This is a genomic window from Motilimonas pumila, from assembly GCF_003596335.1.
GTDB lineage: Bacteria > Pseudomonadota > Gammaproteobacteria > Enterobacterales > CBDFNC01 > Motilimonas > Motilimonas pumila.
On record NZ_QZCH01000014.1, the window covers coordinates 25,061 to 46,237 of the forward strand.

22 protein-coding genes are annotated in these 21,177 nt (G+C 42.8%); 21 read left to right on the plus strand and 1 reads right to left on the minus strand.

All coding sequences use genetic code 11. The features are described 5' to 3' along the window. The first annotated feature begins 2 nt into the window (after positions 1-2). From D1Z90_RS11535 to D1Z90_RS11630, 20 genes are all read left to right on the plus strand, one after another. Positions 3-893 carry a glycosyltransferase family 2 protein gene (locus tag D1Z90_RS11535; protein WP_119910917.1) on the plus strand — a complete coding sequence of 297 codons (891 nt, stop codon included), beginning with the start codon at positions 3-5 and terminating at the stop codon, positions 891-893. Further along, positions 890-2,038 carry a glycosyltransferase gene (locus tag D1Z90_RS11540; protein ID WP_119910918.1) on the plus strand — a complete coding sequence of 383 codons (1,149 nt, stop codon included), beginning with the start codon at positions 890-892 and terminating at the stop codon, positions 2,036-2,038. The genes D1Z90_RS11535 and D1Z90_RS11540 overlap by 4 nt, the downstream gene beginning before the upstream one ends. Positions 2,039-2,152: 114 nt before the next feature. Continuing rightward, positions 2,153-2,860, plus strand: coding sequence for a glycosyltransferase family 2 protein (locus D1Z90_RS11545; protein ID WP_232525248.1), 708 nt, complete (start codon positions 2,153-2,155; stop codon positions 2,858-2,860). Continuing rightward, a complete protein-coding gene (locus D1Z90_RS11550) occupies positions 2,850-3,209 on the plus strand; it encodes a DUF2304 domain-containing protein (RefSeq protein WP_119910919.1) in 360 nt (119 codons plus the stop codon). Before D1Z90_RS11545 ends, D1Z90_RS11550 begins: the two co-directional genes overlap by 11 nt. Beyond that, positions 3,206-4,954, plus strand: a complete 1,749-nt coding sequence (locus tag D1Z90_RS11555) for a tetratricopeptide repeat protein (protein ID WP_119910920.1) — start codon at positions 3,206-3,208, stop codon at positions 4,952-4,954. Before D1Z90_RS11550 ends, D1Z90_RS11555 begins: the two co-directional genes overlap by 4 nt. Before the next feature lie 17 nt (positions 4,955-4,971). Continuing rightward, positions 4,972-5,853: a glucose-1-phosphate thymidylyltransferase RfbA gene (gene rfbA, locus D1Z90_RS11560; RefSeq protein ID WP_119910921.1), complete on the plus strand. Its 882-nt coding sequence runs from the start codon at positions 4,972-4,974 to the stop codon at positions 5,851-5,853. Continuing rightward, positions 5,850-6,395, plus strand: a complete 546-nt coding sequence (gene rfbC / locus D1Z90_RS11565; protein WP_119910922.1) for a dTDP-4-dehydrorhamnose 3,5-epimerase — start codon at positions 5,850-5,852, stop codon at positions 6,393-6,395. Before rfbA ends, rfbC begins: the two co-directional genes overlap by 4 nt. Before the next feature lie 67 nt (positions 6,396-6,462). Then, a complete protein-coding gene (gene rfbB / locus D1Z90_RS11570; protein WP_119910923.1) occupies positions 6,463-7,554 on the plus strand; it encodes a dTDP-glucose 4,6-dehydratase in 1,092 nt (363 codons plus the stop codon). After that, positions 7,554-8,354 (plus strand): ABC transporter permease, encoded by an 801-nt coding sequence (locus tag D1Z90_RS11575; protein ID WP_119910924.1) that lies wholly within the window; start codon positions 7,554-7,556, stop codon positions 8,352-8,354. The genes rfbB and D1Z90_RS11575 overlap by 1 nt, the downstream gene beginning before the upstream one ends. A 41-nt stretch (positions 8,355-8,395) precedes the next feature. Continuing rightward, positions 8,396-10,057: a GspE/PulE family protein gene (locus tag D1Z90_RS11580; protein WP_119910925.1), complete on the plus strand. Its 1,662-nt coding sequence runs from the start codon at positions 8,396-8,398 to the stop codon at positions 10,055-10,057. After that, on the plus strand, positions 10,057-11,235 hold the full coding sequence (locus tag D1Z90_RS11585) for a type II secretion system F family protein (protein WP_119910926.1): 1,179 nt from the start codon (positions 10,057-10,059) through the stop codon (positions 11,233-11,235). Before D1Z90_RS11580 ends, D1Z90_RS11585 begins: the two co-directional genes overlap by 1 nt. Before the next feature lie 13 nt (positions 11,236-11,248). After that, a complete protein-coding gene (gspG, locus tag D1Z90_RS11590) occupies positions 11,249-11,656 on the plus strand; it encodes a type II secretion system major pseudopilin GspG (RefSeq protein ID WP_119910927.1) in 408 nt (135 codons plus the stop codon). A gap of 40 nt (positions 11,657-11,696) precedes the next feature. Then, positions 11,697-12,095 carry a type II secretion system protein gene (locus D1Z90_RS11595; protein ID WP_269777038.1) on the plus strand — a complete coding sequence of 133 codons (399 nt, stop codon included), beginning with the start codon at positions 11,697-11,699 and terminating at the stop codon, positions 12,093-12,095. After that, positions 12,092-12,496 (plus strand): prepilin-type N-terminal cleavage/methylation domain-containing protein, encoded by a 405-nt coding sequence (locus D1Z90_RS11600; protein WP_119910929.1) that lies wholly within the window; start codon positions 12,092-12,094, stop codon positions 12,494-12,496. The genes D1Z90_RS11595 and D1Z90_RS11600 overlap by 4 nt, the downstream gene beginning before the upstream one ends. Next, the gene (locus D1Z90_RS11605; RefSeq protein WP_119910930.1) at positions 12,496-13,200 is read left to right on the plus strand and encodes a PulJ/GspJ family protein; all 705 of its coding nucleotides are present in this window, start codon (positions 12,496-12,498) and stop codon (positions 13,198-13,200) included. Before D1Z90_RS11600 ends, D1Z90_RS11605 begins: the two co-directional genes overlap by 1 nt. Continuing rightward, the gene (locus D1Z90_RS11610) at positions 13,197-14,090 is read left to right on the plus strand and encodes a hypothetical protein (RefSeq protein ID WP_119910931.1); all 894 of its coding nucleotides are present in this window, start codon (positions 13,197-13,199) and stop codon (positions 14,088-14,090) included. Before D1Z90_RS11605 ends, D1Z90_RS11610 begins: the two co-directional genes overlap by 4 nt. Before the next feature lie 2 nt (positions 14,091-14,092). After that, positions 14,093-15,196, plus strand: coding sequence for a PilN domain-containing protein (locus D1Z90_RS11615; protein ID WP_119910932.1), 1,104 nt, complete (start codon positions 14,093-14,095; stop codon positions 15,194-15,196). Next, positions 15,189-15,818, plus strand: coding sequence for a type II secretion system protein M (locus tag D1Z90_RS11620; protein WP_119910933.1), 630 nt, complete (start codon positions 15,189-15,191; stop codon positions 15,816-15,818). Before D1Z90_RS11615 ends, D1Z90_RS11620 begins: the two co-directional genes overlap by 8 nt. Beyond that, complete coding sequence (locus D1Z90_RS11625) at positions 15,815-16,285, plus strand: hypothetical protein (protein WP_119910934.1); 471 nt, start codon at positions 15,815-15,817, stop codon at positions 16,283-16,285. Before D1Z90_RS11620 ends, D1Z90_RS11625 begins: the two co-directional genes overlap by 4 nt. A 115-nt stretch (positions 16,286-16,400) precedes the next feature. Beyond that, positions 16,401-18,392 (plus strand): secretin GspD/PilQ domain-containing protein, encoded by a 1,992-nt coding sequence (locus D1Z90_RS11630; protein ID WP_158587113.1) that lies wholly within the window; start codon positions 16,401-16,403, stop codon positions 18,390-18,392. A 144-nt stretch (positions 18,393-18,536) separates the two neighbouring features. On the opposite strand, the gene D1Z90_RS11635 is transcribed toward D1Z90_RS11630, so the two are convergent. After that, positions 18,537-19,148 carry a transposase gene (locus D1Z90_RS11635; protein WP_119910936.1) on the minus strand — a complete coding sequence of 204 codons (612 nt, stop codon included), beginning with the start codon at positions 19,146-19,148 and terminating at the stop codon, positions 18,537-18,539. Between the two features lie 495 nt (positions 19,149-19,643). Here D1Z90_RS11635 and D1Z90_RS11640 point away from each other — a divergent pair, with 495 nt between their 5' ends. Next, on the plus strand, positions 19,644-21,140 hold the full coding sequence (locus D1Z90_RS11640; protein ID WP_119910937.1) for a VapA family S-layer protein: 1,497 nt from the start codon (positions 19,644-19,646) through the stop codon (positions 21,138-21,140). Positions 21,141-21,177 lie beyond the last annotated feature (37 nt).

The following is a 21,177-nucleotide window of genomic DNA, read 5'->3' on the forward strand; positions in this document are numbered from 1 at the left end:
ATATGCATATTTCTATTGTCATTCTGAACTGGAATGACGCCCTCGCTACCATACGTTGTGCAGAGTCAGTTTTGAAAGCTATCGAATCTTGTCCTTGCTCTAAACTAACTGCAGATATTTATCTCGTAGATAACGACTCAGAAGAAGTTGATATTCTTCAATTGTCTGAATGGCATCAACGTCAAGCAAATAACAATGTGAGCATAGTGCTTAATCAAAGCAACCTAGGATTCTCTGGTGGCATGAACCGGGGGATTAGGGCTGCACTAAAGAATGGTACTGTAGATTATTTTTGGTTGTTGAATAACGACGCTATTTGCATGCCGAGTGCTCTTTACGCATTGGTTCTTGCTGCCCAACAGCAGCAACAAGTGGCGATTTGGGGAGCAACCATTATTGATTCTAAAACAGGCGAAGTAAGCTGCCATGGTGGTCGCAGCTACAATAAGTGGCTTGGCATGGACAAGCCTTGGACTCCAAAGGTTTCTAAACAACCTGTACCGGATTATATTTATGGCGCAGCTATGCTGATTAAAGCAGAAGTGTTATCACGTATAGACGGCTTGGACGAAGCATATTTTTTGTATTTTGAGGAACTTGAGCTTGTGCATCGTTTAGCTTCTAATGAAACGATTGCTTGGTGTGAAAATTCGGTCGTTCGCCATGTTGGCGGTGGCAGCTGTACCAGTGATTTAGTGAAAGAAATAACAGTAAAACACGCTGCGCTTAGCGCCTTTATTTTTACTCAAAGGTATTACCCTTTGTGCTTGCCATCTGTGATTTTAGCGAGACTCTTGGGGTTGTTTCTCCGAAGTTTTCAACAGCAAAAATGGTTACACATTAGGGCTGGTTGGCAAGCTTTCACTGACTTTTTAACAAGGTGTAGTAAGTGAAAATTCTCCATATAGGTAAGTATTACCCTCCATTTATGGGCGGCATCGAGAACTTTATGGCAGATTTATTGCCTGAACAGTCCCGGCAAGGGCATCAAGTCGCCGCCATTGTTCATCATCATGAGAAGCATCTACCTTATTTAAAGGAGGTCATTCATGGTTGCGCTATTCACCGTGTGCCTTTTTACGGCCAAATGGCTTACGCGCCGATCTCCCCTAGTTTTGGCTCATATTTAAACCAAGTTATTTGTGAATTTTCACCTGATGTAATTCATATTCACATGCCGAACTTGTCGGCGATCTGGTGTTTATTTTCTTCACAAGCTAAAACTATTCCTTGGGTTGTTCATTGGCATGCGGATGTTATTGGAGCGGTTCCGGATCTAAAGATAAAAGTGCTTTACCCTATGTATGCATGTTTTGAAAATAGGATTTTAGATCGTTCAACTAAGGTTATCGCTACTTCTCCTCCTTACCTTTCCTCTAGCCTTCCGTTACAAAAGTTTCGTCACAAAACAACGGTTATCCCGCTCGGAATTAACATTTCAGCTAAACCTTTTCAGTGTTTAGCTACTCGTTCAACTAAAGGTTCAGGTACTCGCCTAAGGCTTTTAGTCATTGGTCGACTCACTTATTACAAAGGACATCGTTATTTATTAGAGGCTGTTGCTCAATTATGCGCAGAAGGACTAAATGTGCATTTAGATATTGTGGGGGGGGGAGAATTAGAAGCTGAAATTAAACAGCAGGTTTTACAACTTGAACTGGCTGCTAACGTACATTGTTTAGGTAAACTTTCTGATGATGACTTACACACAGCATTACATTCGTGCGATCTCATTTGCTTGCCTTCGATAGAACGGACAGAAGCTTTTGGTGTTGTTTTATTAGAAGCCGCGCGAGTGGAGAAGCCAGCTTTGGTGACTGATGTTAGTGGCAGTGGAATGTCTTGGGTGGTTCAGAGTGGCGTTACAGGGCTTGTTGCAAAGGCCGGCGATGTTGCTTCTTTAGCGCAACAGTTAAGAATGGCCTATGATGCTAGAGATTCACTGCATGCGATGGGAAAAGCAGCCAAGCAACGTTTAAATGAGAACTTTGACATATCTGTCATCTCAAGCAAAATCACAGCTTTGTGTTACTGCTGATGGTTGAAACGGGTCGCAAAAAAGGCGTCAAATCTATACAATACGCACTTATTTTTTCTATCTATCAGTAACGGGCTAAGTTTGGCACCAGTTTCAACTAGAGATGTAGCGGTTGTGATACCTGCTTATAATGAGCAAGAAAGCATCGCTGCTGTTATCACAGAGTTAAAGCAAGCCGGCTTTAGCCACCTTTATATTGTTGATGATGCGAGCACTGATGAGACCATTGAAGTTGCAAAATCAACGGGTGTTACTGTTATTCCCTTATTAAGGAATCTAGGCGCCTGGAAAGCGACGCAGACGGGGCTAAGGCATGTCTACCATCTTGGGTACAGCCAAGCGGTTACCTTTGATGCCGATGGGCAACATCAAGCAAGCTCTATTCAAGCTTTGCTTCATACTCAATGGGAACAAGGTTCAGATGTTGTGATTGGCAGTTGCTCTGAACGTGGCAGTGCATCGAGGCAAGTTGCATGGCAGTATTTTCGAATGCTAACGGGCTTAAATATTGCTGACCTGACTTCAGGTTTGAGGTTGTATAACCTTTCAGCGCTACGGGTCTTATCTGCGAATGAAGCGACAATGTTAGATTATCAAGACTTAGGTGTATTATTGTTACTGCGACAGGCTCAATTAAGCATTGCCGAAGCTAAAGTTACCATGCGACAACGAGGGGACGGTATATCTCGTATTTTTAGCTCCTGGCGCGCGGTTATTGACTATATGCTTTACTCTTCATTTTTATGTTTAAGTAAAACGTCACCAAGTAATACTTTAAAATTACACTCTACCCTCAAAAGGAACGTCAAAGATGAGTCATGAGCTTTTATCGTCGATAATAGGCTTAGTCATTTGTGCTGGCATAATCTGTTTAGTGCGTAAAGATCAGCTTCATGTGAGAGCTGCATTACGTTGGATGCTTTTGGCTATTGTGATTGCATTTATTGGCATTGCTCCAGGCGTTATTGATGTAATTGGTCATGCGTTTGGTGTGGCATATCCTCCTATTATCCCCGTACTGATTGCACTTGGCTTATTATTGATCAAAGTATTGATTGCTGATATCCAACTCTCCAAAGCCAGGTTGCATTCAGAAAGGTTGGTGCAGCGAATTGCCATTTTAGAAAGTCGCATTGCAGCAGTTGAAGACGTAAAGGCAACCAAGTCATGAAAATACACAGTTCTCCTTTATTTTCCATATTCACTCTGGGCTTGTTACTCACTGTTGCTGTCTTTATTACTTACTGGCCAAGCTTGTCGGTTCCTTTTTACTTCGACGATTACTCCAGCATAGTCAGTAATGACGCAATTAAGGATTTATCAAATACCCAAGCTATTTGGGAATTCGCTCATTTGCGTTTTGTTACCTACTACAGTTTTGCGCTGAATTATCATTGGGCTGAGCTCGATTTATTTCATCTGCATACTACCAATATCCTGCTGCACTTAGTTACCTGCTTTAGTGTGTGGTGGCTAGCAGCTATGTTATTGCCTAAGCAAGGTATCAAAGCGGCCTGGGTGCCCTTCATTATTGCCCTCTTGTTTGCTTTACACCCCCTTAATACTCAGCCTGTAGTGTACCTTGTTCAACGAGGAGTGATTCTAGCTGCATTAGGGTTTGTTGTTGCGTTATGCTGCTATGTAAAGCTGCGGTGCGCTGAGACCATTCCAACGCGCGGTCTTTGGCTTGGGGGGGTAATTCTAGCCAGCGTATTTGCTATTTTTTCAAAACAAAACGCTGTGGTTCTGCCTGCTATATTGGTCTTAATAGAAGTTACCTTTTTTCAAAAAAATTGGCGCCCAAAGGGAGTTGTTGCCTCACTGGCGTTCCTGGCTGCGATTGCTGCTGTATTGGCCATGAATCTGGTTTTAACCGGTAATCCGGTTGAATTTTTAGCTCTTGATCAGTTACTAAGAGAGACGGATTTACTCTCTCGACAAGAGTACTTTCACGCTCAAGTTTCGGCAGTTTGGCTATACATTAAATTGTTTTTTGTTCCTGAGCCTTTGAAGCTGCACTACAATTACTATTTTTATTTAGCTTCCAGTGAGCATCAATTTTGGCTTGCGTCAATGAGTCATCTATTGTTAATCGCATTTGCGTTAGTGATGAATAAGCGTGTTGCTGTTATTAGTTTTGCCATTTTATTTTATTACCTTACCCACTTAGTCGAGTCTTCGGCACTGCCAATTAAAGATGTTATTTTTGAACATCGCGCCTACTTACCCAATATGGGATTATGCTTTCTTGTGGTGACGGTTGTTTATTGGTTTTTACAAAAATTTGAGGTGCTAAAGAAGCCTGCTTCCCTCCTGTTCGGGTGTGCACTTTTACTACTCACATACATGGCTTTTGAGCGAAATCAGTTATGGCAAGATCCCATTGCTTTTTCGAAGCAGAATGTGGTTGCGGAGCCAGGCAGTCAAACGGCGTGGAATATGTATGCCTTCTATTTACTTGAGCAAGAACGCTATGAAGAGGCCTTGAAAGCATTAGAAAATGCATTTAAAACGGATAAGTACGGCAATGGTTCTAACTATTTCGATTCTGAAATGGTCAGTAATTTATTGCTCACATACTGGCGTTTGGGTTTATATGATAAAGCGGAAGATTTGTATCAAAAAACTGAAAGCCATATAGTAGACAAAAAATTAAAAACCGGCTTTTTGGTAGAAAGAGCCAATGCCTATGTCAAGCAAGGTGAACTGCAAACGGCGGTTGATCTTTATGCTCAAGCATTAGAGCTGGATGAAGAAAATGAAGCAGCATGGGTCAACTTAGGCACAGCACATGCGATGGCGGGCAGTTACCAGTCTTCTGCGCAAATCTTTGAGCATGTTTTATCTTTAAACCCAGCCAACCAAGAAGCGATCAGTAACCTTGCCAAGTTAAAAGCAATGTTGAGCAATAAATAAGAAAAATAAGGTTCTATATGAAAGGTATCATCTTAGCGGGAGGCAGTGGCACGCGGTTGCATCCTGTCACGTTAGCATCAAATAAACAGTTATTACCTGTTTACGATAAACCTATGATCTATTATCCGTTAACAACGCTTCTGTTGTCGGGTATCAAAGATATTTTGATCATTGCAACGCCACATGATAAGCCTATTTATGAAAAGTTATTTGGCAATGGTGAACAGTGGGGTATCAAGCTGCAGTTTGCCGAGCAACCCAGCCCAGATGGATTAGCACAAGCATTTATCATAGGTGAAGGTTTTATTGGTGATGACAGTGTGTGTTTGGTGCTTGGCGATAACATCTTTTATGGCCATGGTTTAGCGGATACGTTACAACAAGCTGCAGCCAGAGAATCTGGCGCGACTGTGTTTGGCTATTACGTACAAGACCCAGAGCGCTATGGCGTGGTGGATTTCAACGCTGATGGCAAAGCCCTAAGCATTGAAGAAAAGCCTGCGCAACCAAAGTCTAAATACGCAGTGACCGGCTTGTATTTTTATGACAATAAAGTGGTTGAGTATGCCAAACAGATCAAACCTTCTCATCGAGGAGAGCTTGAGATAACGGACATTAATAGTCTTTATTTAGAAGCCGGCACCCTCAATGTGGAATTGTTAGGCCGAGGCACAGCTTGGCTTGATACCGGCACACACGACTCTTTGCTGGATGCCGCCAACTTTATTCGTGTCATTGAAAAGCGTCAAGGATTAAAGGTAGCATGTCCCGAAGAGGCTGCCTACAGAATGGGCTATATAGATGCTAAGCAATTAGACGCCCTCGCTCAGCCATTAGTGAAAAGCGGTTATGGTAAATACCTATTGTCTATCTTAGAAGAACAAAGAGTGATTGTATGAAGGTCGTAAACACCACCATTGCAGACGTTAAAATCATTGAGCCAACTGTTTTTGGTGATGACAGAGGCTTTTTTATGGAAACCTTTCAGTTGCGAGCTTTTCAAGAGCAAGTTGCCAATGTCGATTTTGTTCAGGATAATCACAGTAAGTCTAAACAAGGTATTCTTAGGGGCTTACATTATCAAACTCAACACACGCAAGGTAAGCTGGTTCGTGTAGTATCTGGCGAAGTTTATGATGTCGCGGTTGACTTGCGAAAAAACTCAGCGACTTTCGGCGTCGCTGTTGGGGTATTGCTTTCTGCTGAGAATAAGCGCCAACTCTGGGTGCCAGCAGGTTTTGCGCATGGCTTTTATGTTACAAGTGAAACGGCTGAATTTGTCTACAAATGTACTGACTACTATCACCCTGAAAGTGAGGTTTCTATTTTATGGAGCGATCCAGAGTTGGCCATAGAATGGCCACTGGTTGATGGTAAACAGCCTGACTTATCTGGCAAAGACCAACAAGGGCTCGCTTTTTCTCTGGCCCCAACCTTTTAGTTTTTAGCAGTGTTAGGTGCTGGTTTTGGCACCGCATTTGATCATAATTTTTATAAAGTAGGAAACCATGCAACGATTATTAGTAACCGGCGGAGCTGGATTTATTGGTGCTAACTTTGTCCATTACTGGTTAAGCAAGTACCCTCAAGATAAGGTTGTGGTGCTGGACGCATTAACCTATGCCGGTAACTTAAACAATTTGTTAAGTGCTAACGACAATAGCCAGCTGAGATTCGTTAAAGGCAGCATTAACAACCAAGAACTGGTTGAAATGCTTATGCTTGAAGAGGGCATTGACACTATCGTACATTTTGCAGCAGAGTCTCATGTAGATCGTTCTATTACCGGCCCAGATGCATTTTTAGATACCAATATCAATGGTACTCATGCTTTACTTAAGGCTGCCCGAAATATTTGGCTTGCAGACCCGGCAAATCCAATGCCACATCGTTTCCATCATGTGAGCACCGATGAAGTGTATGGCACCTTGGCAGCTGATGACCCCGCATTCACCGAACTTACGCCTTATGCTCCTAATTCGCCTTATTCAGCCAGTAAAGCGGCGTCTGATCATTTAGTGCGGGCGTACAATGAAACCTATGGTTTACAGGTGACTACCAGTAATTGTTCTAACAATTATGGCTTTTTTCATTTCCCAGAAAAACTGATTCCACTTTGCCTAACGAATATTCTTGATAACAAAGCGTTACCAATATATGGCGACGGCAAACAAATTCGAGATTGGCTTTACGTTGAAGATCATTGCCGGGGCATAGATTTAGTCATTAAACAAGGTCGCATTGGTGAAACGTACAATATTGGGGGAGTGAACGAGTGGACTAATATTGATATCGTTAACTTATTGTGTGAACTCATTGATAAGCGTTTTGCTGATAACCCTGAATTGGCCGCGCAGTATCCAAATGCCCCCGCAGCTAACGGTAAAGCGAGTAATTCACTGATTACCTATGTTGAAGATCGTGCGGGGCATGATCGTCGATATGCGGTGGCAACAGATAAGATTAAATCTGAATTAGGCTATGAGCCAGCCGAAACATTTGCCACGGGCATTGAAAAAACCATTGATTGGTATCTCAACCATGAGTCATGGTGGCGCAATGTACAAACCGGTGAATATCAGACGTTGAGACATTTATAATGTTAGCGTTTTTTTCTGCGCCCATTCGCCATCGTGCACTTATTTGGGCGATGGCTAAACGAGATATTGCAACAAAATACAAAGGCTCCTTGCTCGGCGTATTTTGGAGTTTCCTTAACCCCTTGCTGATGCTTGCCATTTACACTTTTGTTTTTAAATACATTTTTAAAGCTAAATGGGGCGTGGATGAGAGTGGCATTGAGGTGGATTTTGCTACTTTATTATTTTCGGGTTTGCTGCTTCACGGCTGGCTAGCTGAAGTTTTCTCGCGCTCAGTATCTCTTATTATGTCAAACGTAAACCTAGTTAAAAAGGTGCAGTTTCCACTGGAGGTTTTGCCTTGGGTAATGTTAGTCGCATCGGGAATACAGTTACTTATAGGCTTTGTGGTATTACTGGGCTTTATCATTTTTAACGGTATTGCTATTCAATGGCAACTCTTGCTTGTGCCCATTTTATTGTTACCGCTTGGGATGTTTTTATTAGGTGCTTCTTGGTTGGTTGCTGCGCTGGGTGTATTTATCCGTGATATAGAGCAATTTATGGTTTCTTTTATCACTGTGCTGTTATTTACCAGTACCATCTTTTTTTCACTGGATAACGCGCCAGAGGTCATTCGGCCTTTATTATTGTTTAACCCATTAACTATACCTGTTGAGGCTTTACGCGAAGCGGCGATATTTGGTCGTTTTGATGCTTGGGGGCCTTGGCTTATTTATACTGCGTCTGCGGCTATATTTATGTTCTTTGGACATTTTGTCTTTAAGCGTTTAAAGCCTTTGTTTTCTGATGTTCTATAGGCTATTTGATAGCGCGTGTTGTTGAATCTTGGTTGTGATAAATGAAGTATCTAGGTGAGTATTTAGTTGAAGCGGGTGTGATTAATGAACAAGATATTGATGACGCTTTGGCACAACAAAAAAAAGAAGGGCATAAACGTCTACTAGGCGAGATTTTTGTTTCGTCAGGGGTATGCTCTGAGTCTGAAATTTTAAGTGCGCTTTCCCAGCAGTTATCATTGCCAACCTTAGAGTCAGTGTTGGCTCAGATGGGGGAAGATGACATTGACATGGTTAAGCCATTAGAGACTGAACTGGCGTATTCATGGTGGCTCAGCAATGCTGCTTTTCCATTGTTAATTGAGAACTCAACGCTGTTTGTTGCAAAAGAAGATATCTTTGATGACTTTGTAGCAGATGCAGTACGCCAACAACTGGGCTTAAAGTATCAGGTGATCTTAACATCGCACTATGAGTTTCGAAAACTAGCACAAACTTTAGAAGACCCTGACAATGATAAGTTAGAGCAGGGGGCCGAAGAAGAATCCAGTTCAGCACCTATTATAAAGTTAGTTAATAGTGTTATTCAGCAAGCCGTAGACGCAAAGGCTTCTGATATCCATTTTGAGATATTCCGCGGTGTATTTCGTGTGCGCATCCGTATCGATGGAGTATTACAAGAGGTTGAAAGGCCAAGCTTGGCCTTGCACGCTGCCGTTATTTCCCGCATTAAGCTAATGGCGGGGTTAGATATTTCTGAGAAGCGTTTACCACTGGATGGCCGGATTCGAGTAAAATTATCAGGTAAAAATATAGACATTCGTGTCGCGACCACGCCCACCGTTTACGGAGAAAATGTGGTCATGCGTTTGTTAGTGAATGAGCAGCAAAAAACGGAACAAAATAAAGAGCTGCACATGTTCCCGGATCACATGCAATCTTTGTATAAGCTAACAGAAAAGAAAGAGGGTATTTTCTTGGTCACAGGACCAACGGGTAGCGGTAAAACCACCTCTTTGTATACCTTGCTCGGCAAACTCAACGATATGGATACCAAAATCATCACCGTTGAGGATCCTGTTGAATATCAAATGCCGGGTTTAACTCAAATTCAAGTGAACAGTGATATAGGGCTACATTTCTCAACGGTACTCAGATCTGCCCTGCGACAAGATCCAGATATCATGTTAATTGGTGAAATGCGTGATAAAGAGACTGCACAAATTGCGGTGCAATCGGCATTAACCGGTCACTTCGTATTATCCACTCTGCATACCAATAATGCGCCAAGCAGTTTTATTCGTTTGAAAGACATGGGTATCCCAGATTATCTGATCAAATCTACCGTTGTAGGTATTATGGCTCAGCGTCTAGTAAGGCGCTTATGCCCTCACTGTCGCAGTGCTTGTGAGCATGAAGCCGACCGCGCGGGAGCATTAGGTTGGCAAAAAGTCGCACAAACATGGCCAGACATTTGCCCTAAAGATGTGACTTTTTATCGTGCGAATGGCTGTGAGCATTGTAATGACACCGGCTACGTAGGACGGCTTGCGATTTTCGAGCTTTTGGTGGTTGATAATGAGGCCGGTGAGTTTGAAATTGAAAACGAAAGCTTAAAGCAGTATGCCGAGAAGCAACACATGCGTACATTGAGGCAAGATGCATTAATTCGTGCCGCCTGCGGTGATACCAGCATTGATGAAATTATGAGGGTCGTGGGTTAGTGTATTTTGAATATGTAGCACGGCAAAAAGACGGCACCTTAGTCGACGGTTGGGTACCTGCAAAGCATAAACAACATGCCTCTGACGTGTTGAATTCGCGTGGTTTAAATGTGTTGGTTATCAAGCGCGGACTTACTCGGATCCCACTTAAGGTTTCACGAGAAGATCTGTTAACCGCTTTAAGAGAGCTGGCAAGCTTACGCGCCAGTGGCATGCCATTAGATAAAGCTATCTCTTCTCTTGCTAAAGTGGCCGAAAGTAAAGTATTGCGAAAAGCATGGAGCCAAATACTTGCAAGTTTAGAAAATGGTTTATCACTGTCGGATGCGATGGAAACCTTGCCTCACGTATTTCCACAATATGTTCCGCCAATGCTTCGCCTAGGCGAAGCAAACGGTGATTTGCCCGGTGCACTTTACAGTGTGGCTGAGCGGGTTGAGCGAGAAGAAAATTTGTTGAGTGAAGTCCGCAGTGCATTGACTTATCCGGCATTTTTATTATTCATTAGCTTTGCCATTATGTTATTTCTATTCTCTTACGTGCTGCCAAACTTCAAGAGTATGGTTGAAGGTAAAGATAATGATACGGCACTAGCAAGCTTGATTGCTGTGTCTGACTGGGTTAATACCAACTTTGATTTTATTCTTTTGGGGCTCATGATAATGGTGAGCTTACTTTGGTATTTCAATCATAGAGGAATATTACAAGCCAAGCTGTTTTCGCTGTTAACCTACTTGCCTTTTACCAAACGTTTGCTTTTGGCATGGGATATTGTGCAATTTTCTAGTAGTATGCAACGTCTACTTAGCTCTGGTGTAGAGCTCGTGGAAGGCGTTGAGCTGTCTACTGAGAGCTTAGCGAGCGCTTCATTAAAGAAGCGGCTTGAAGACGTCATCATAAAAGTAAAACAAGGAAGTTCGCTGGCTGCTGCCATGTCTCAGCTTAAGGTTTTCCCTGATATGGTCTTGCAAATGATCCACACGGGTGAGGCAGGGGCAAATTTAGGCCAAAGTTTTGGTGAAATAAACACGCTATACGAAAGACGCTTGAAATTAGGCTTACATCAGGTTGTCACGTTATTAGAGCCTGCGGTTATCGTTTTTATGGGCGGTCTAATCGGTTCTATTATGGTCGTGATTATTTCAGGTATTATATCCGTCAATGAAATTTCTCTTTAAGGGTTTTACAAATATGAAAAAACGCACTTCGGGCTTCACGCTCATCGAAATGCTAGTGGTATTAGTGCTTATCTCACTGTTAGCCGGCTTAGTTGGACCAAGACTCTTCCAACAAGTGGGTGGCTCAAAAACAAAAGTTGCAGCGGCTCAAGTGGAGCTCTTAACTTCTGCGCTAAATACCTACCGCTTAGACGTAGGTGAGGCCCCTACTACCGAGCAAGGTTTAAGTGCATTGATGAGTGCGCCTAATGCTGCAAGAGGTTGGAATGGCCCTTACCTGACAAAAGATGTACCAGTAGACCCTTGGAATCGCCCTTACATCTATGAGCTTAAAGCAAACGGTGATTTTGCCCTGTACTCTTTTGGCCGCGATGGCAGTAAAGGTGGAGAGGGCGAAGATCAAGATGTTGGCTTATTTTAGCCAATCATTCCCTACTGATATTCCTGTAGAGTAATACATAGTGTTTCGCAAACATGCTGGCTTCACCATGATAGAGTTATTGGTGGTGCTTGCGCTTATCGGTTTGATTGCCGGCATTGCGCTGCCTCGATTATGGGGGCAAGTGACAAAAGCGCAGCAGCGACAAGCTGTTGAAAATATCTGGTCACTGACCTTTAGCAATATTCGAGCTGAACTGAGAAGCGGACGTGCGGTAGCTTTAGACGCAGACTTCGTCCGCCAGGCAACGGCAAAGCGTGAACAACTTGAGCAGTGGCAAGTAGAAGTGCCTGTGGCTATCGTATATCGCCCTCATAAAGTAACCACGGGTGGAGATATATACTTATCTGACCAAGAAGGCGCAAGCTGGTTAATTAATATCTCCCGCCTTGACGGGCATGTGGAAATACGTCAGCGATGAAATGCAATCGAGGCTTTACGCTGATAGAGGTGTTGGTAGCATCTGTGGTTCTCGTGGCGCTGTTGTCTGCATTGTTGCCTTTATTTGACCAATCTAACTTGAGCACACAAAAAGCCATCGAGAGTAATGCAAAGGTCGCGCTCGAACGAAATATTTTCAATAGCATTAAAACCATCAACCCCCATCAAGAGTCTCGTGGCAGGGGGCAGGTTGGCCGTACCCATTACACCTGGGCCAGCAAAGCTATCACGCCGGAAGTTCCAGTCAGATTAGATAAAATCTCTGTCGGCAGAGATCGCATCATAAGGCTTTATCTCGTCACAGTGAATGTATCTCCAGCAGAGGAAACGCGCTTCAAACCTTGGCAGTTCCAATTTGAGCAAATCGGCTGGGAGTCGTGATGCGTCAAAAAGGTTTTACCCTGATTGAAATGTTGGTGGCATTATCTATTTTCTCAAGCGTGATGGGGTTAGCTTTATACGCATATGAGCAAGGTCGGTCTACTTGGGCTCGAAGCCTTGCTCGAGGAGCTGATGAGTTAAGGCTAATACAGCGTGAGCAATGGCTACGATTAACGTTTGAACAAAGTGTAGCGGCGCCATTTCGGGATACTCGTACTTTTAGTTCCTTTCCTTATTTTTATGGTAATAGCCGACAGGTATCTTTTTTAAGCGCTGCGCCAATTTTTCAAGGACCGGGTAAGGTTGCGGTGGTTGAGCTAAAAGCGGAGCAGCGCGATAAGCGTTGGACACTTTATTACCGCGAACAGCTTGGAGCAGACCCCCAACGTGGTATTTATCTGAGTGATGTTGACTGGTTTCCGTTGTTGACAGATTTAAATTCGGTCGAATTTGTTTACGAAGCGGATATCCATATGCCTTTTAGCGGTTCTTTGGGTGATTTAGAACAGAATAAACGGAGGTACTATCGTGATAGACCTGATTGGATTAATTACTTTGAAAGTAATTTTGAAGAAGGCATTCCAAGACGGGTTATGATCAGGTTTGTCAATAAAGAAGGTTTGTTATTCGAGTGGTTTTTTAGTCTTGCGCGTTATTCCGATGTGTTAGAGCCTGTTTACCGGCCATGGGATAAAAACCAATGAGGCCATTTAATACAGTCTCAAGCTGCTTGTTACAAAAAGGCGCAGTATTACCTTTAACACTGATTATTCTGGCCATTTTGAGTATTTTAGCCATGACTCTGAGTCAACGAGCCGCTGGCTATTTGGATACTGCGGTGGATTATAAAAAACAATGGCAAGCAGAATTAACGATTCATAATGCCGAGCAAAGGGTGTTATTAACGCTCATTGCGGGGGACTTTAAACCTGGTCGTATAGATATAGGTAATACTCGTTTACCCATTTATGGCAAACCTTACAAGCTAAGCAATGGTGTGATGGTAAAGGTGCAAGATGAGGCTGGCATATTAAATATTTTGCATGCACGGCAAAAAGACGTCATAAGCCTGTTCAGAAATTTAGGGTATGGTACAGTATCAGCCTCTTTGGCTGCAGAGGCATTTGCTTGGCAGAATCCAAGTTCAAATTATACAAGCTCTGATAACGCGAGGGGGTTCCCATATCGCTCTCAAGATGAATTTTTAGAGTTAACACAAATGAAGCCAGAGCTGTTTAATGGTAGAGGCCACAACGCTCTAGCAATTAAAGACTATTTATTAGCGGCTGGCCCAGGGTGGTTAAATTATGCTGCAATGCCTGAGGTGATTCTTCGCTCAGTGATGAGTGTGAAGCAAGAAGAGTTGCAACAAATAAATACTTTAAGAGAAAGAGGCCGCTGGCGTGAGTTAGAAATGATGATGCGGCGCTTAGGCATGTATGGTGATGGTTTGGAGTTTACCCCAAGCCCAAATTTTGTTGTAAATTATGAAGTTGATGGCTTTAGAGCAAAAGGTAATTACAAGTTGGTTACCGCGAGTCATGTGTTATTTGAAAAAAGAATCTGGCAATTCCCAGATCAGGATAGATTTTAATAATGAAGTTTTCGCTCCAATCGACATACTTTTGCCGCCTTGCTGCAAACGGCAAAGTAGTTGATGTGCCTCAATCGGTGAAACCCTTTGATCGTGTAATCATGCTTATCCCTCAGTCCTGCCTGCTATATAAAGAGCTAGAGTATGACTTAGAATATGTGTCACGGGCTGAGCTAGATGAATGCGTGGATAATGACCTTAAGCAAGTAACACCTTGGCCCCATTATAATAAGTACTTTCTATCACAAAAATCAGCCGATAAATGGTTAGTAAAGGTATGGATCTGGCCTCAAGTTGAACAAGAAATAGTTACGCATCAAATACCTGAAATGGCCTTTCACCTCGGTTGTATGAAACCTGGTAGCTTATATTGCTGGAAAGATGGTGAGCTAGAGTTTGCATCGTTACGCCAAACTAATGGCCTGCCAAGCCAAGTTTGGGCGTTGCATCAACCTCATCAGTTACGTCGGTTCCTCAGTTGGTTACAACAAGCGCCTGACATAGAGGGGATCTATTTAGACGGAGTTGAATTACCAGAAACAGTTTCACAGCCTATCATTTCTTCGAAGAAAGCAATGGCTGAGTTTTCTTGGCTAAAAGCGGGCCAAAAAGAAAATGCGATTGATATTTCATCGCCTTGGGGCTTAAAGAAATTATGGACGAGTTGCGCCGTTTTGTTTTTAGTATGGTCTCTTGCCACATTTGGTCTGTTTTATTGGCAAACGACGCAGCTTGAATATAGCGCTCAAAGTGATTCGATGCAGTTACAACAATTACAAAGGCAGCGCAGCGAGCTTAATACCTTCGTCAGTACCGTTGATGCGGTGATCATAGAAAGAGCAAGGCAGCAAAGATTTAAGTACATTATGCAGTCTTTGTCTGATGAATTGCCAAAAGATATTGTGTTGACACGAATCAATTACAGTTATGACAAGGTTGAGTTAGAAGGCACATCAAACAACACAAATGGTTTACTTGAGTTATTGGAAAGCATGCCGCGAGTCGCAAGTGCTACGTTTACCAGCGATATTGTCAGCACCAAATCCGGCAAGCAGCGCTTTGCGGTTGAATTGACGTTACAACAAGGTGAAGTTGACGATGTTTGAGCAACTTAAGCAACAATTTGAGTCTAGCGGCTATAAAGAAGAATTAGAAAAGCCCATGGTACAGTGGGGCGGGTTTGTTTCTGCTCTCATTATCGTGTGGGCGCTGTTAGTGCAGCCTATTCTAGATTGGCGCCAGCAAACACTGGATGAACTGGCACAAGCGCAATTACAGCGGGGTAAAGAAGCCAGCTTGTTACATTCTCAAGCTGAGTTGCAAAAAGCCTTGACTCATTATCAAAGGTGGCTAACCAGCAGCAAGGAAGGGTATTTGAAAGGTCGCTCTGAAGGCGCCGCTACTTCCAGCTTGGTTGTATTACTGGAAAAGAAATTTAAACCGCTTGATATCAGTTTTAGCTCTCGTCGCTTTGTGCCGGCAGTTGTGGTGCCTTGGGTGGGCGAAAAGATAGAATCACGCTGGGTATTTAAAGGCCCTGCTGACAAACTGATCGATTTTGTGCATCAGGTTTCTGGCCATGCACCTGAGGTGTTGGTTATAGATAAGGCTGAGTTTCGTCGCACGGCCAATAATCAGTTTGAATTATCGATGAACATATATGGCTTTAAAGCGATGGCTGAAAGAGACTTGATTGCACAGAGTCGAGAGCTGGAGGCAGAGCGATGAAGCCAAATATTGTATTAAATATTGGTTACGTATTTGGTTTTTTTATGGTGGCAACCCTTGTTTTTGGAGACTATCAAACCCTTAATCCGGAACGTTCTAGCTCATTAAGGCAGTACGACATCCCGCCAAAATTTGAACAAAATAATTATCAAAAACCGACATCCAATTTATTTGTGGCAAATAGACAATGGGGTGAAGCGGATGATAAAGCGCCTAAAGTTGAAACTAAGCCGGTAAAGAAAAAGGTTGACCCTACCAAATGGTATTTACGCGCCATTGCGATGCAACAAGGAGAGTATGTTGCTTGGATAGAAAGGCCTGGTCTTAAGCCAAAATTTAAAGGCTACAAAGCCGGTGAGAAATTGCCGGATGGCCAAGTGATAAAAGCAGTTAACAAGCACGATTTAGCTTTATCTGGCGCTAAGCCGGGTAAATCAGAGTCGAATAAACTTTTTCCAATTAAATAGAAAATAAGTGCTCTTAAAGATGATGTTTAAAAACGCCTGTACAGTTCTATTCCCCTTTGCTTTTATAGTGGGGTGTGTGTCTACTACCACTCCGACTATTACCAAGACGCAGGATATGGACAGAACCATATCGACTGAGAGTATTATTCAAGAGTCTCAAGCGGAATTAGAACAACCAAAATCGACAACAACCAAATCTGCCTCGGTGGCGTCTGCACCATTACTGAGAGCGTCGCAGCAACTCAGCAATACCAACAGTTTGCAGTTGCCTGCTGAGAATGTCACCTTAAATGCGGATAAAATGGCGCTGCCTGCATTTGTAAACCTAGCTTTGGGTGAAGTGCTGCAACTCAATTACGGTGTCGACCCTGCTGTCACTAAAAATAAAGCCAAGGTGACTTTGCGGGTCAATGAACCCGTCTCTTCCGCACGCTTACTTGGTTTGGTAGAAGAAGTGTTGCAGTTAAACGGCGTCTCTTTATTGGACAACGAAGGCTTTATTAATGTAGTGCCCAATAATAAAGCCAATAACCGTGCGCCAGAGTTTGTCAATGACACTATTGCTCCTAAGCTAAAATACGGCAAAGTCGTAGAAATTGTGCCTGTTTATTACCTGCCTCTTACAGAAGCGAGCCAAGTTGCCTCACGTTTGCTTAAGCCATCTGGCGGTACCGTATTGATGCAATTGAACCTCAACTCTCTTGTCGTGATTGCTAAAAAGTCTGAAATAGACCGATTACAAGATATGTTACACCGCTTAGACGTACCGGCTGCGGCGGGTACCTTCCTTGCTTCGATTCGACCTGCTTATGTGCCCGTTGAAGAGTTGATTCCTGACCTAACGCAAGCTTTAAAAGCAGCGGGCGTGCCTATTACTTTAAATGCGGGTACTCGTGGCGTAGTTATTTACCCACTAAGTAATAATACTTTTATCTTGTCTTCCACTACTGAAGCCTGGATGAATTATGCCAAAGCTTGGGTCAGGCAGTTGGATAAACCTATGCCAACGCAAAGCGGCAGCGACGGTATTTATACCTATTTTATGAAAAACACCTCTGCCAAAGACGTCTATGGCGTAATTTCTAAAGTATTTGGTCAAGGTGGGTCTTCAGCTAAAGGGGATTCGCAGAAAAAAGCAGAAAACCGATCGGATACTAATACTGGTAGAGATTCTACCTTGAATATCTCTAGTATCAATGCCGATTACAAAGCGCCCGAGCGACCAAGTCGAGACAGCGCGGCGATTGTGTCGGATGATTATCGTATTGTGGTAGATGACATTCGTAACTCGCTTATTTTTGTTGGTAAATACCAAGACTATAAGCGTGTGATAGACCTGCTAGAAGTGGTGGACAGAAGGCCACGACAGGTATTGCTAGAAGCATTAATTTTATCGGTAGACTTAAGTGAAGGCTTTAACTTTAATAGCAATTTTAAAGTGAGCGACAGTATTGCCGACGGCGATAAAGTACTTAATGTCGGTGGCGGCTCTTTGTCGTTTGCCGGCTCATTTAACAATGTAGAAGCGTCTTTAACTGCAAACATGAGCAACGGTAACACTAAAATATTGTCAAGCCCTCGGCTTATCGCCATGGACCAAGAAACCGCTTCTATCAATGTGGGCGATCAAGTGTCGGTGAAAACCGGAGAAATAGGGGACGGCGGTGATAACGGCAACATTACCAGTTCTTATAAATATGTGGATACTGGTGTTAAGCTCGAAATTACTCCCTCTATTAATGAGTCAGGAGTCGTGGAGCTCGATATTAACCAAGAAGTCAGCAATGCGGCTGCCGCTTCTGGCGATGATAACCCTAAAATTCAGCGAAATGCAATTCAAACTAAGGTTGCGGTGGAAAGTGGGCAAACTATTTTTATGGGTGGCTTAATCCGCACTGACAGCATTGAATCTGTCAAAAAGGTACCCTTACTCGGTGATATACCTGGCTTGGGTTTATTATTCCAAGAAGTCTCCGACACCCTACAGCAAACCGAGATGGTCATGATGATAACTCCTCATATTCTTTATAATCGTGAAGATGCTGACTTTTACACAAATCAATTTAAAACGGTCAGTGGTTGGGAGCCGGTAGTAGAAAGCAAATAATAGAATAACATTTCCGCCGATGCAAAAATGGCTCAATAGCAGTAATGTTATTGAGCCATTTTTTATGCGGTTTTGAGCGTATTTCGGGTTAAGTTTTGAACTAAGTTGAGTGGTAACCGGTCAAAAAATGACTTAGCCTGATCGCTAACGCAGCTGATACTTTTTCAAAAGCCGATAAACGCGTTTGTGGTTGATAGGCTTGAAGCCGTCTAGCAGCAGGCGTCTGTTGACTTCTTGTGTCAGCTTTTTATAACCAAGGTGAGGCGTTTTTGTTATTTCTGCTTTCAAATAATGGATGTACATTAACTCCGAGGAAACATGAAGTTGACTGCTTCCTTCTTTTATCTGTTTCAGTCTTTGCGATAAGTAACCCCGAGAAATATTTAATACTTGGCATACATGGGCCGGTTTGAGCTGATATTCAACTACTAACACTAAAGCTACGCTTATTGCGTCAAAGGTATATTGAGTCAATTCATTGTGCTTTTGCCTTAGGCTACGTTGCAATAGAATTTCTTGGTGACGCAACTGTTGTAATTCTGAGAAGAGCACAATGTACTCTTGTTTCATTGCTATGTGTGCTAAAAGCCGCTTTTGTAAATCTCCTTTCATATATTGTTTTTTCCAACGGTATAAGGTTGCCATTGTTAAACCTGTATCCGCTGCGAGCTCGACGAGAGGCCGATCATTGAGAGTGTGTTGCTCGATCAACTGGATCTTCTCTTCGGGAGTAAATCGCTTAATTAGATGTGCCATAAGGCTTTGAACTCGTATGTTGCTGGCAAACCTTAATGGCAAAATCCGCTGTACTTTCAAGCTCTTTAAGTTGTTCTATCTGTCTTTGGGCTACTTTAATCTCTTGTTTTATTAAGGTTAGATTTTTTTTTGATATTTTCAGTTGAAGCATAGTCAGAATTCTCTACTTGATTAACAAATATACACAATTGGGTGATTTTTGACCGACAATTATTGTTTATATTCATAATGATAAATCTATTTTATAAATATATGTTTGCAAAATGGGGTCGAGTCGACGTTTTGGTGAAGTTCAACGGGTTTTTTGTATTCTTAATTTGACAGATAGGCCATTTAGCATAAAAATAACCGTGCGCGCTTTGGTGCGAATTCGGCTTTTGTGGGTCTGATTCATCCCACGGCCTGATTTTTTGATGCAATTTGCATCAAAGTTAAGGATCCATACGTAACGTACGGATCTTAGGATCCAAAAAAAACTTTTTAAAGGAAATAATAATGTTTCAAAAGAAACTGATTGCTGCAGCAATCCTTGCAAGTGTAGCGGCTGCGCCAGCAATGGCTGACGTAACTATCTCTGACAAAGAGACTATGGTATCAACTCGTCTAGCTACAGTAACTAAAGCGCCAGTACTAGCGCTTACTACTGCAGACCAAGATATCCACTTCACTATTCCAGCTAACGAGCTTAAGCTTGATGGTACAGTAACTTTCGTTATCAATGGCGCAGCTACATACAATGATGCAGACGTACGTAAGTTCCTTACTGAAAATGCTGGCGTATACGAGCTAGGTCTGGCTGCTGCTGGTGGCACGATTAGCTTCGCAAAAGCTGATGTTGAAGCACAGTTCGATACTGATACTGACGGTGTTGCTACTTGGTTAAAATACGTAATTGACGAAGACGGTAAGCGTATTCGTTTATTCTCTAAAGCGACTAACGATGGTACTGGTTCTTCAAACGAACAGTTTGAAGTTAACTTCTCTAAAGCTAACCAAATCTTTAACGTAACTAAAGGTTTCTCTAGCGACATTACTCTGTCTATTGGTGCATTACTAAACGCATCTTACACTTCAGATCCTGATACTACTCCTGCAATCTTCAGCCCAGTTGATCTTTTCCAACTAGAGCAAGCTGACATGGTTCAAACTGGTATCGCGCAAGTATCTACTGGCTTTAAACAGCTTGATCTTGCTGACAACACTATCTCTACTAGCAGCCTGTTAATCCGTAACTTGTCTACTAACCAGCAAATCCAAAAGTCTAAAGTAACTATTGGTATTGAAGGTGACTTCACTGGCGCTAAAGTAAGCGCTAACGGTGAACTACAAGACAAAGACGGTAACGGCATTGGTTGGGCACTAGCAAACGGTGTTGCAACTCAAGTACTAGCTGCTTCTGGTAACCTAGAAGGTTCTGGCGCAGACCAAACTACTGGTGGTTCACAAGATATCACTAGCTTCCTTCTTGCGTTCAACGGCGAAGATGCAATCGAAGCGTCTAGCTACAAAGCGACTGCAACTATCCTAGGTAGCGACAACGCAACTTACGATGACTTCACTACTTCTCTAGCTGACGTATTCATCGTTACTCGTGACGGTCTGAAGTTCGATACCATCACTACTGGTACTACTTCATCTAACACTATCTACATCCGTGACGTGTCTGATGCACTTCCAGAAGCTGGCGGTAAAATCTACGTTACAGTTATCGAATACGGTGAGCACGGTGTGAACGGCGCTGGCGACGGTACTGTACTTGTAGAGCGTGCTGCGCTATCTACTCTTCTACCAAGCTTCGGTGCGGTAACTCTTGACCCACGTCAAGTACAAGAAGATGTAGGCGTAACAGTTACTGAAGGTCGTCAAGCTCGCTTCATCTTTGAAGTTGAGACTAACAAAGGTGAAGTTGCTATTAAGAAGCAAGTATCTGGCGTTGGTGTTGACATCCAAAACGGTACTAAAGGCGCAGACATGGTTGACTTCACTCTTTAATTTGAGTTGAGTTAACATTCTGTTAGAAAGAGGCGCT